Source organism: Polaribacter litorisediminis, from assembly GCF_019968605.1.
Classification (GTDB): Bacteria; Bacteroidota; Bacteroidia; order Flavobacteriales; family Flavobacteriaceae; genus Polaribacter; species Polaribacter litorisediminis.
On record NZ_CP082966.1, the window covers coordinates 4,327,244 to 4,339,639 of the forward strand.

Annotated in this window: 9 protein-coding genes; 5 read left to right on the forward strand and 4 right to left on the reverse strand. The window is 29.1% G+C overall.

What is annotated here, in order from left to right; genetic code table 11:
• Nucleotides 1-7: 7 nt before the first annotated feature.
• Both K8354_RS18535 and K8354_RS18540 read right to left on the reverse strand, forming a co-directional pair.
• Complete coding sequence (locus K8354_RS18535) at nucleotides 8-517, reverse strand: acyl-CoA thioesterase (protein ID WP_223444317.1); 510 nt, start codon at nucleotides 515-517, stop codon at nucleotides 8-10.
• Nucleotides 518-561: 44 nt separating this feature from the next.
• Nucleotides 562-1,467 (reverse strand): HU domain-containing protein, encoded by a 906-nt coding sequence (locus tag K8354_RS18540; protein WP_223444318.1) that lies wholly within the window; start codon nucleotides 1,465-1,467, stop codon nucleotides 562-564.
• A 94-nt stretch (nucleotides 1,468-1,561) separates the two neighbouring features.
• Between K8354_RS18540 and dprA the strand changes: the two genes are divergently transcribed.
• From dprA to K8354_RS18565, 5 genes are all read left to right on the forward strand, one after another.
• Complete coding sequence (gene dprA, locus K8354_RS18545) at nucleotides 1,562-2,665, forward strand: DNA-processing protein DprA (RefSeq protein WP_223444321.1); 1,104 nt, start codon at nucleotides 1,562-1,564, stop codon at nucleotides 2,663-2,665.
• 34 nt (nucleotides 2,666-2,699) lie between these two features.
• Nucleotides 2,700-3,758 carry a hypothetical protein gene (locus tag K8354_RS18550; protein ID WP_223444323.1) on the forward strand — a complete coding sequence of 353 codons (1,059 nt, stop codon included), beginning with the start codon at nucleotides 2,700-2,702 and terminating at the stop codon, nucleotides 3,756-3,758.
• Between the two features lie 441 nt (nucleotides 3,759-4,199).
• The gene (locus K8354_RS18555; RefSeq protein WP_223444325.1) at nucleotides 4,200-4,388 is read left to right on the forward strand and encodes a hypothetical protein; all 189 of its coding nucleotides are present in this window, start codon (nucleotides 4,200-4,202) and stop codon (nucleotides 4,386-4,388) included.
• Between the two features lie 69 nt (nucleotides 4,389-4,457).
• Nucleotides 4,458-5,252 (forward strand): GLPGLI family protein, encoded by a 795-nt coding sequence (locus K8354_RS18560; protein WP_223444327.1) that lies wholly within the window; start codon nucleotides 4,458-4,460, stop codon nucleotides 5,250-5,252.
• Nucleotides 5,242-7,875, forward strand: a complete 2,634-nt coding sequence (locus tag K8354_RS18565; protein ID WP_223444329.1) for a TonB-dependent receptor — start codon at nucleotides 5,242-5,244, stop codon at nucleotides 7,873-7,875. Before K8354_RS18560 ends, K8354_RS18565 begins: the two co-directional genes overlap by 11 nt.
• Here K8354_RS18565 and K8354_RS18570 read toward each other — a convergent pair whose 3' ends face one another.
• Both K8354_RS18570 and mfd read right to left on the reverse strand, forming a co-directional pair.
• A complete protein-coding gene (locus K8354_RS18570) occupies nucleotides 7,876-8,733 on the reverse strand; it encodes a DMT family transporter (RefSeq protein ID WP_223444331.1) in 858 nt (285 codons plus the stop codon).
• Complete coding sequence (gene mfd / locus K8354_RS18575) at nucleotides 8,733-12,077, reverse strand: transcription-repair coupling factor (protein ID WP_223444333.1); 3,345 nt, start codon at nucleotides 12,075-12,077, stop codon at nucleotides 8,733-8,735. Before mfd ends, K8354_RS18570 begins: the two co-directional genes overlap by 1 nt.
• Nucleotides 12,078-12,396 lie beyond the last annotated feature (319 nt).

Consider the following 12,396-nt stretch of genomic DNA (forward strand, 5'->3'; position numbering starts at 1 on the left):
ATTATAATTAATTAAAAAGTGCTTTTAGTTCGGTTGCTTCGTTGGGTTTAATTTTTCCTGCTAAAATTAAACTTAATTGCTTTCGTCTTAATGCGCCTTCAAAACGTTCTTTCTCTAAAGCTGTTTCTGGTATTATTTGCGGAATTGGCACTGGTTTCCCAGTTTCATCAACTGCAACAAAGGTGTAAATTCCCTCATTTACTTTTGTTCTTTGTCCAGATTGTCTGTCTTCAATCCAAACATCCACATAAGTTTCCATAGAAGATTTAAAAGCTCTAGAAACTTTGGCTTCTATAGTAACCACGCTTCCAACAGGAACAGATTTATTAAAAGCTACATGATTTACCGAAGCAGTAACCACAATTCTTCTAGAATGACGCCTTGCAGCAATGCTACAAGCCCTATCCATTCTTGCTAATAATTCTCCGCCAAAAAGATTGTCTAAATAATTAGTTTCTCCAGGTAAAACTAAGTCAGTGAGTATTGTTAAAGATTCTTTTGATGCCTTTGCGTCCATTTAAAAAAATTTTCACAAAGATAATGATAGCCTATAAATAAACGTTACTTTTTAATTAATAACCAAGCCTCTTTAGAAATAGAACCTTGTATTTTATATAGGTTATTAATGGCATCATTCTTATCAGTAAAACTATTAAAAGCTACCTCTGTTAACCCCCATTTATTAACCCCTAGAATACTAGCATTATAGCCTTGCTGTTTTAGTTGCTTTACTTTTTTTCTTGCATTTTCAGGAAATTGAAAAGCACCAGCAACCACATGAAAGTTTTTTGTTGCAGCTTTAGCAACGTTTAACTCTATGGTTGGTAAGGGATTAGAAATGACAAAAGTTGCCTCCTGTATTTTTTTTTCTAAAGCATTTTCTTGATTGGCTAAAATTTCTTTTTGCTGATCTTTTTGATAGATATTATTACCTACTAAGCTTACGGTTATGAAAATTGCAGCGGCAGCAGCATATTTTATAAAACTAGGAACTACTTTTTTATCTTCACTTTTAGCAACGGGTACGATTGGTTTTACTACTTCTTTATATCTTTTTACAGAAGAAGATTCAATAGTTGATAATCCAAAAGATGCTGATAAATAATTAACTTTATGATTAGGTTCAAAAATTATTTGACCATTTTCATTCAAACTTAAAACACCAATAGAACCTATTTTTAACGGATTTGATTGTAATTCATTTTGCCATTTATGTACGCACAACGCGATCGCATTACAAGCTTCTTTAAAAGAAATATTTTCTGAGGAAGCAATATAATTTGCTAACAAACCATCATTAACATTTAAATGACTGTTAAAAGTTATCTGCTTTGATGGTGGTGAGAATGTATGAGTAGCCTCGTTAATCTTTGCACCTATTTTATTGGTTACAAAACCACCAAATTCAGGTACAATAACACATTCATATCTATATAGTAAATCGCTGATGTAGTTCGTTAATATCATACGAACAAATATAAAAAATTTGTGATTTAAATAGGTTTTTTTGTGCAAAATTTATCAACAAAAAGTTATATATTGACAATGAAATTGTTACAAAATGAAAGAAGAAAAGTTATTAGCTATTTTACGATTGCAAAAAAGTAAAGCAATTGGCGATGTTTTAGCAAAGAAACTCATTGTTCATATTGGTGATGTGGAGCAAATCTTTAAAGAGAAAACAGCTACTTTGCAGAAAATAAACGGAATTGGAAATCACGTTTTAAAGCATTTGTTTGATGAAAATAATGCTAAATTAGCAGAACAGGAGCTGCGATATATCCAAAAAAATAAGATTGAATTTTCTTATTTTTTAGACGATGATTACCCTGTAAATCTTCAAAATTGTATCGATAGTCCTATTTTGTTTTTCAAAGACGGTACTATAAATCTAGATAATCCTAAAATTATATCTGTAGTTGGTACTAGGAATATGAGTTCTTATGGGCGTGATTTTTGTAGTAAAATTATAGCAGATTTAGCGCTATATAATCCTATTATAGTCAGCGGTTTTGCATACGGAGTAGATATTTGTGCTCATAAAGCGGCTATTAAAAATAAACTACAAACCATTGCTGTTTTAGCGCATGGTTTTGAGCAAATTTATCCGAAAGTACATAAGAAATACATCAATCAAGTAAATGAAAATGGTGGTTTTATAACTGAATTTTGGAGCGAAGACCAACCTTTACGAGAAAACTTTTTAAAGAGAAATAGAATTGTAGCTGGCATTTCTAAAGCTACCATTATTATAGAAAGTGCAGAAAAAGGAGGTTCTTTAGTTACCGCGGATATTGCAAATTCTTACAATAGAGATGTGTTTGCATTACCCGGTAGAACAACCGATATTTATAGCAAAGGCTGTAATAATTTAATTAAAAATAATAGAGCAACGTTGCTAACTTCTGCTAATGATGTTATTAAAATGCTAAATTGGGACATTACAGAAAAGCCGAAGCAAATAATTCAGAAACAATTATTTATAGAATTAAATGATACTGAGCAAAAAATATATGATTTATTAAGTGAAAAAGGTGCTCAATTATTAGATATAATTTCATTAGAATGTAACATTCCTATTTATCAATTATCGTCTATTTTATTGCAAATGGAATTGAAAGGTGTTACCAAACCTTTACCTGGTAAAATGTTTGAATTGGCGTAAATAGTATTATTTTTGATAAAAATCAATCATATAAATGGCGATAGAAAAAAAATTAATGTCTAAGAAGAAACCAACATTCCCTATAAGTGAAATGTTAGACAAATATTTAAATAACTATAAAAGAAATATAAAAATCCCTATTTATTATGATGATTTATTGCGGTTTCAAGGATCTATAACCGTATTTGATAAAAATGATGAAGATACACTTTGGGTACGAACCTATTATTCTGAATTTGATAGAGTAGAGATTGATAATACCTTAAAAAGAGTATACACCATGCTGCATTCAGACGGAAATGATGAAGCCATTCCATTTTTAAATGTAGATGCCATTGATTACTGCACCTTTGGTAATTCTAAACCATTCCGAATTAAAATTAGAAATATTTTAAACGATAATTACACGTATTTTTATATTAAAAAAGCAGATGCCTCTCGTGTTTATGGTTTGGAGTTAGAGCATATTTTGTCTCCTCACAACATCAATTTTTTGGTGTATAAAGACACCTTAATAGAAGAACATATTGCAGGGATTCCTGGAGATGATTTTATTAGAGATTTTTTACCTAGTTGTACAGGGTCAGAAAAAGCGCAAATAGCCAAAGAATTTGTAAAATTTAAAGAACGATGTTTTGTACGGTTGTTGGGAGATATGCGTTCTTATAATTACGTAATTATTAGAACGCACGACTTTGATAGTATCGTTTATAAAATTAGAGCAATCGATTTTGATCAGCAATCTTTTGAAGGAAATTTAAAAGTTTATAATCTTCAGTTTATGAAAGAAAACTTTAAAATGATCGAGATGGTAGGTAAAAAATTACAAAATAGTTCTATTCGACAATATCAAATTGAGGAACGCTCTTACATGGCAAAAAGAATGATTACTTCTCCAAGAAGAACCGCTCGTTTAATAAAGTGTATGAAAAACGATACCATTTCTTTCCCTGAAAATGTGGAACTTTTAAAAAAACAACTCATGCAATATGTAGGGGATATAAAATTTAAAGACTGTAAAAATATGGGCGAAGTTTTAGAAACTATTTTAGCCTTTGTAAAGCGTAATTATTTAGATATTACGAATAATTAATTTCTTTAGAAGCTATTTCCTGCTTTCCACTATATCTTTTTGTGAAAAACAAAAAGGATGTCGTTTCAATCAGGGCTAGTCTTGTTTTCCAGCTTTTGGAATTAGGAAGTTTACTTTTTAGCCAACTAACGCAATTTCTTTTTTAAAAATGAAATAAATAAGGTTATCGCTAATACTAATAAAATTGTATAACTTCTCTTTTAATAAGATATCTATAATTTTTTAAACAAATAATTTGGTTATTATGGTTATTATGGTTATTATTGTGTAGATATTTACAAGCATATTAAATTTTAAAAAAAATTGCGCAATTAATTTTAATAAAATTTGCTGTTGTTAACACATTTAAATAAAGAATTTAAATGGTATTATTTAGTATAATAAATTTTAAAATTAAAAAAAATGAAAAATTTATTATTAGTATTTGCAATGATATTCTCAATGAGTTTATATAGCACAGAAATTAAAGTTGAGCATAATGTTGATCCATTAATTATTTACACATCTTGTGGTACTTCTCATACAATGGATGACACTGGAATGACTTGGGATGATATTTTTGATACTGCAGAAGACCATGAATGGTTTGATTGTGGACCAGGTAAAGATTTAATCTACATAGGTTGGTAAATTTAAATTAATTTGTAGCTTTCATCTATTTAAAAAGGTGAAAGCTATTTTCTTTATAAAAAATGTTTTATGAATAAGAACATATTATTATTATTACTGTCTTTAACTTTACATGGTTTTTCTCAATCTGAAACTTACAACTACAAGTTTACTTATAAAGTAGAGGGTAAACTTGAGGTTGTTAACAAGAACTCACATATTTCGGAGAATATGGTATTGTATTTAGGTAAAGAAAAAAGCCTTTACATAAGTGAGACTAAGCTTAGGATAGATTCAGCAAGATCGGCTATAAAAAAAAGAAAAGGGAGTCCATTCGAAATTAGCGAATTTAGAAATCAATTACCTAAAAATAGAATAGCATCCTCCATAGAAAAGAATTTTAAAACCTCAAATATTACATACAAAAACACGATAATACCAAGTAAAACAATATCTTTTATAGAGCCAATTCCAAAATTTGATTGGCATATAAAAACAGAAGAAAAAAAGATTTTAGGGTATAGTTGTCAAAAAGCAATATTAAATTATAAGGGTAGAAATTATATTGCTTGGTTTAGTAATAAATTAACGTTGCAAAATGGGCCTTGGAAATTTGGAGGTTTACCAGGGTTAATATTAGAAATTTCAGACACACAAAATCACTACTCTTTCAAGTTAATTGGCATAAAAAAAGAAACAAAACTGTTTCCTGAAATTTATCAAAAAGCTATTAAAATTAAAAAAGAAAATTTTGATTCAACCGTAGAAAATATTTTTAATAGTATGGGAAATAAGTTAATAGGAGAATCTAAATTGCGTTTTAAAAGGGAAAGACTTAGAAGAAAAAAAATGTCAAAACCAAACCCAATAGAACTTGAGGAGTAAAATTATATACACTATATTAATTTTAAATACATTCTTATGTTTTGGACAGGGCAAAGTAATTGTAGAGGGTTTTATTAGCGATACTGCTAAAAACCCATTATTTGGTGGTACAATTATTGCCAAAAAACCAAACTCAAATGTAATTCTTGCATATACGATGTCAAATTTACAAGGTCTTTATAAATTAGAATTGTCAAATAGTTTGGATTCCATAGTTATTAAAACTTCTTACATTGGTTTTATACCACAACTAAAAACTATTCTTAATAAAACGACTTCGCTATCTTTTTTGTTAATCGAAAGTGCTACAGCATTAAAAGAAATTATAGTTAAAAGTACACCTATCTCTAAAAAAGGAGATACTATAAACTATTCTGTAGCCAGATTTAAAACAGCAAAAGATAGGGTTATTGCAGATGTTTTAAAAAAAATGCCCGGTATAGAAATACAAGCAGATGGTAAAATTTTATACCAAGGAAAACCGATACAAAAATATTACATTGAGGGTTTAGATTTGTTAGAAGGCAAATATAATTTGGCAAATAATAATATTCCAATAGATGAAGTTTCTAAAATACAAGTTTTAGAAAATCATCAACCCATACAAATTTTAGATAGTCTTGTTTTTTCGGAAAATGCGTCATTAAATATTAGATTAAAAAACAAAAAAATTTTTGTAACACCTGCTTCTTTAGGTTTTGGTGCGTCACCACTTTTACTCGAGGCGTCTGCAACTCCAATGGCGTTTTCAAAAAACAATCAGTTTATCGGTAATATAAAAGCAAATAATGCAGGTGTAGATATTACAAAAGAATTAAAAGTATTAACCTTTGAAGAGTTTACCGAGCAGAAAGTATTGCCAACCATAAATTGGACACAAATTGTTCCCTTAGCAACACCTTTATCAAGTAAAGAAAGTTGGTTAGATAATACTACGCAATTAACTTCTTTTAACTATTTAAAAAAATTAGATAAAGACTATCAATTAAAAATAAGTGGCTCTTATGTAAATGATCGTCAAAATAGAATAGGAAATACAAAAACTATTTTTTTTGCAAACGATGACGAAATTATTGTGAATGAAAGAAAAGAAAATAGACTAAATATTAGGGAATTACTCACGAAAATAACGTTAGAAAAAAACACAAAACAAAAGTATTTTAAAAATACCTTTGAATTTAATTCTAATTGGAACTCTCAGTTTGGTGGCATTAATACAAATGAAATAGTGCAGGATTTGGCAATACCGAATACACAAATAAATAATTCGTTAAAATTAATTTTACCTTACAAGAGGACTTTGCTAACATTTAATTCTAAGGTTTTTTATAATGTTAAAAACGAAAATTTAAATATTAAACCTGGTTTTTTTGAGGAATTAGTTAACGATGGAAATAACTTAGAATCTATAGCGCAAGACATAAAACATAATTTTTTATTAATTGATAATAAAATAGGTTTTACAAAAGGTATAAGTGGCTTTACCGTAAGTCCGAGTTTGGGGCTTAGTTATCAAAATCAAAATTTAGAAAGTACTATCTTATTAAATAATGCGAATACTGTTATACAAGAAGATGGTTTTAGAAATGATTTACTTTTTTCAAACATTAATTTTTATTTAAATACTGCTTTACAGTATGAATATGACTTGTTTAAATTTAACGTATTGTTACCGTTAAGTGTTTTAAAAATTAATGCTACTAACAACAACAATAGTTTAGATAGAACTTTAAGTAAATTGGTTTTTAATCCAAAAATAAGCGTTTCAAGAGATGTAGGAGATTTTTGGAATTTATCTGGAACAACATTTTATGAAAATAGATTTGGTAATATTAATGAAATCTTTAGTGGTTTTATTATTAATGATTACAGAAATATTAATTCTTTTGATGCACCAATTAGGACGGACAAAGTAACTTCTTATAGATTTAGGGTTGGGTATAGAAATATTTTAAAAGGGCTTTTTATGAATGGTTTTTATTCAAATACAAATACAATTTCTAACTTAATTTTGGACTATGATTATGGTAATAATGGGTCTTTAACTTTAAAAGCGATAGAAAATGAAAACTCTAAAAGGAATCAAATTATAGGTATCCGAACGAGTAAATTTTTTAGTAAAATAAATACTACTTTAAAAATAAATTTAAGTGCGATGTCTCAGAAAAGACCAAACTTTATAAATAATCAGTTACAATTAATAGAAAATAATCAGAATACATTAGAAACTGCAATTGATTACGATTACAGTAGTTGGTTAAATATTGCTGTAAAAAACATTTTACTAAAATCGAATTCATTTTCTAATGATTCAAAAATTCAAGAATTAACAAGAAATACCATCTCGTCAGAAATAAATATTTACCCTTCAGATAATCATTTATTTCAGTTAAGTTATGAAAACATTGCATTCAAAAACAAAACAACTTCTTATAATAGTTTTTTAGATGCTTCTTATAGTTACAATTTCCCAAAATCAAAATCAACAATAGAATTCTGCTACGATAATATTTTAAATACTAAGAATTTTAATAGTCAATTTATATCAGAAATTATACAAACAGAAACGACCTTTATAATGAGGCCTGCTCAATTATTGGTGAGTTATAAGTTTACTTTTTAACTACTTTTTACTTCTAGCACTTTCTAATACTACTGTCAATAAAATTAAACTACCTCCCCAAAAGGTATTCCAAGTGGGTATTTCTTGGATAAAGAAAAAAGCTAAAATAATTCCGAAAATAGGTTGTAAACTACTAATAATACTCGCAGTAGCTGCAGTAAAGAACTTTAGGGAATGCAACATTAAACTGTGCCCGATGGCCGTGGTTAAAAGAGCGAGTAATAGCAAATAAGGAAACTGGCTTTCTAAACCAGATAAATCCATAAAAAATAGGGTTGGGAGTAGCAAAACACTTATAATTACTGTTTGATAAAACATCAACATGGTGCCATTATACTTACCAACTTGCTGTTTTAAAATTAAAATTCTGATTGCATAGCAAAATGCAGAAAAAATTCCAAAAAGAACGCCTCTTACTTGGTTGCTTTCAATATCAAAATCTGGGGTTAAAATATACAAACCCGTTAAAACTAATAATCCGAAGAGAAGATAAATAGGATTGAATTTTGTCTTTAAAAACAAAGGCTCTAATAAAGCAATTATAATTGGAAATGTGTATAAGGATAAAATACCCAAAGCAACACTAGAGAGTTTTAGAGCATAAAAATAAGTAATCCAATGGGCCGCCATAAAGACACCACCAAGAAGAAAAGGTTTGTAATCTTTAGAAGATTTTATAGTTAAATCAATTTTTTTGTATTTACAAAACGCATATAAAAAGCCCATGGCTAAAAAAGATCGAAACCAAATAATCACTTCAGTTGGCATGGCAATATACCTACCTAAAACCCCCGAAGTACTAATGAAAAGAGTTCCTAAAAGTAACCCTGAAAGGTTTTTTATATGTGAGTTTTCCATTAAATTTTCTGTAAAATATGTAAAGCAGTTTTCACGGTATCAATCCTAATAAAAGTAATCAATAAACGCAAACCGTTTTTAGTTTGTTTTTCTTTCATCACACAACTTTTTCCATTTTGCTGCACATATTTCAACATGCTAGAAAAAGCCGAAGTTTGATAAAATTCACTCTGTTGATCCGCTACAAAATATCCAATCATACGTTTTTGTTTTAGAATAATTTTTTCTAGGCCTAACGCTTTCGCTAGCCATTTTATTCTCACTGAATCTAATAAATCCTTAACCTGTGTAGGGATTTTGCCAAAGCGGTCTATGATTTCAGTTTCAAAAACTTGTAGTTCTGCTTCTGTTTTTAATTCACCTAATTTACTATATAAACTTAATCTTTCTGTAATAGAATTTACATAATCATCAGGAAATAAAATTTCGAAATCGGTATCAATAGTAACCTCTTTAACAAATTCTTTGGGTTTAGATGTATCTGTTGGGTACAATTCTTTAAACTCATTTTCTTTGAGTTCTTCAATGGCTTCTTGTAGTATTTTTTGATAGGTATCAAAACCAATGTCATTGATAAAGCCGCTTTGTTCGCCACCTAATAAATCTCCTGCACCCCGAATTTCTAAATCTTTCATGGCAATATTAATTCCACTGCCTAAATCAGAAAATAAAACTAGGGCTTCAATACGTTTTCTGGCATCATCAGTCATCATATGATAAGGTGGCGTTATAAAATAACAAAACGCTTTTTTATTGCTTCGTCCAACTCTACCCCGCATTTGGTGTAAATCTGACAAGCCAAAATTATTGGCATTATTAATAAAAATGGTGTTTGCATTTGGCACGTCTAAACCACTTTCTATAATTGTGGTAGAAACCAAAACATCAAAATCTCCGTTCATAAAACTAAGCATTAAACCTTCTAGTTTTTTGCCTTCCATTTGTCCGTGACCAATACCAATTTTCGCGTTCGGTATCAATCTTTGTAACAAACCAGCCACTTCTTTAATATTTTCAATTCTATTATGAATAAAGAAAATTTGGCCACCTCTCGAAATTTCATAAGAAATGGCATCTCTAATGGTTTCTTCCGAAAAACGAATAACATGACTCTCAATAGGATGTCTGTTGGGAGGTGCTGTTTTTATAACAGATAAATCTCTTGCAGCCATCAAACTAAATTGCAATGTTCTCGGAATTGGAGTTGCCGTTAGTGTTAATGTATCTACATTTTCTTTTAAGGTTTTTAATTTGTCTTTTACAGCGACGCCAAATTTCTGCTCTTCATCAATAATTAATAAGCCTAAATCTTTAAATTGTAAACGTTTATTGGTGAGTTGATGTGTGCCAATGATAATATCTATAGAGCCATCATTTACACCATTTATAGCTTCAGTTTTTTGTTTTGCTGTTCTAAAACGGTTTAAATAATCAATGCTAACAGGAAAATCTTTTAAGCGTTCTGTGAAAGTTTTATAATGCTGAAAAGCTAAAATAGTAGTCGGAACTAAAATGGCAACTTGTTTGCCATTGTCTACAGCCTTAAAAGCAGCTCTTACGGCAACTTCTGTTTTACCAAAACCAACATCACCACAAACCAATCTGTCCATGGGTTGCGTCTTTTCCATATCCGTTTTTACATCTTGCGTAGCAGTAAATTGATCTGGTGTATCTTCGTACATAAAACTTCCTTCTAACTCATGCTGAATATGAGTATCTGGCCCATAAGCAAAGCCTTTTTCTAATTTTCTTTTGGCGTATAATTGAATTAAATTAAACGCTATATGTTTAACTCTTGCTTTTGTTTTTTGTTTTATTTTTTTCCAAGCACCAGACCCTAATTTGTATATTTTAGGAGCTTTCCCGTCTTTTCCGTTAAATTTAGAAATTTTATGAAGCGAGTGAATGCTTACGTATAAAATATCTCTTTCTCCATAAACAAGTTTTATTGCTTCTTGCTTTTTTCCTTGAACATCAATTTTTTGTAAACCTCCAAATTTTCCAATTCCATGATCCATGTGGGTTACATAATCACCAATTTCTAGTTTGGTGAGTTCTTGTAAAGTAATGGCTTGTTTTTTTGCGTATCCATTTTTTAATCGGAATTTATGATAACGCTCAAAAATTTGATGATCTGTATAACAAACTAATTTTTGATCAACATCAATAAAACCTTGATATAGCGGAAAAACAACAGTTTCATAATGCACTTCTTGATCAGCATCATCAAAAATATCATGAAAACGTTTTGCCTGTTGGTCATTGGCACAAAATATATAATTGGTAAAACCTGCTTTGTGATATTCGTTTAAATTATCAATTAATAAATTGAATTGTTTATTAAAAGAAGGTTGCGGAATTGTATTAAAATCAATTTTCTGTAAGGTTTTTGAAACTTTTTGGGTGTTATGAGTTCCGAAATCTACCAATGTAAAATCTTGTAACTGATTTTTAATAAAATTACCATCACAGAATAATTCACTGGGTTCGGTGTGCTTTATTTCTTTGGATAAATCTTTGAAAGCTTCATTCGCTTTTTCATAGAATTTGTTTAGATTTCCTACTAATAGGTCTAAGTTTTTTGCAAAAACAATGGTGTTTGATGAAATGTATTTTAGAAAACTTTCTCTATTTTCCTGAAGTGTTTTATGCTCTACATTTGGCATAATTGCCACTTTTTTCAGTTTTTCTTTAGAAAGTTGTGTTTCTACATCAAAAGATCTGATGCTATCAATTTCATCACCAAAAAATTCTATTCTGTAAGGTTCGTCATTGGCAAAAGAAAAAACATCTATAATTCCGCCTCTTACTGAAAAATCTCCTGGTTCTGTAACAAAATCTACACGTTTAAATTTATATTCGAATAAAACCTCGTTTACAAAATCTAAAGATAAATGTTCGCCAAGCGCAATTTTTAAGGTATTGTTATCTAGTTCTTTTTTTGTAACTACTTTTTCAAATAAAGCCGTTGGATACGTAACAATTATGGCAGGTTTTTTTCTAGAGTTGATTCTATTTAAAACTTCTGCTCTTAATAAAACGTTCGCGTTATCTGTTTCTTCTATTTGATAAGGTCTTCTATAAGAACCTGGATAAAAAAGCACATTTTTATCACCTAAAAGTTGTTCTAAATCATTTAAATAATACGCAGCTTCTTCTTTATCATTAAATATTAAAAGGTAAGGTTTGTCTGCTCGTTTAAAGGTTTCAGAAATTACAAAAGACAATGAAGATCCAACCAAGTTCGATATTTGAAAATGGTTTTTGTTTTGTTGAAGTGCTTTATTTATCTGCGAAATATACACAGATTTTTGATATTGATTTACAATATACTGCTTACTCAATTTAAATTATTTTTTGCAAATGTATTAATTTGAATTTGTTAATTATAAAATGTATACCAAGTATTTTGCCTCTTATAATTTTGAAAAAAATAAAGTCTGCACTAGCGTAGAATATAGGATGAGTTTTTAAGGAGAAATAAGCAGCAGTAAGTGCTTAGTCTTTTTAACGTGAAACTCTATAAGTTTTCAGTTCTTTAGGGAATAAATAACTGTTTTAAATTTATATTGTACTACTATGAGACAAAATTACCTGTCAATTTCTAAAGTTTAGATTTGGTTAGTGCTTATTTTTGATAAAAATGCAAGTAAAAATTCATCT

Excerpts from the sequence above, each read along its gene's own strand:
- K8354_RS18550 (WP_223444323.1), top strand. The coding sequence starts at position 2,700 with ATGGCGATAGAAAAAAAATTAATGTCTAAGAAGAAACCAACATTCCCT.
- K8354_RS18560 (WP_223444327.1), top strand. The coding sequence starts at position 4,458 with ATGAATAAGAACATATTATTATTATTACTGTCTTTAACTTTACATGGT.
- K8354_RS18540 (WP_223444318.1), bottom strand. The coding sequence starts at position 1,467 with ATGATATTAACGAACTACATCAGCGATTTACTATATAGATATGAATGT.
- K8354_RS18555 (WP_223444325.1), top strand. The coding sequence starts at position 4,200 with ATGAGTTTATATAGCACAGAAATTAAAGTTGAGCATAATGTTGATCCA.
- K8354_RS18570 (WP_223444331.1), bottom strand. The coding sequence starts at position 8,733 with ATGGAAAACTCACATATAAAAAACCTTTCAGGGTTACTTTTAGGAACT.
- K8354_RS18535 (WP_223444317.1), bottom strand. The coding sequence starts at position 517 with ATGGACGCAAAGGCATCAAAAGAATCTTTAACAATACTCACTGACTTA.
- dprA (WP_223444321.1), top strand. The coding sequence starts at position 1,562 with ATGAAAGAAGAAAAGTTATTAGCTATTTTACGATTGCAAAAAAGTAAA.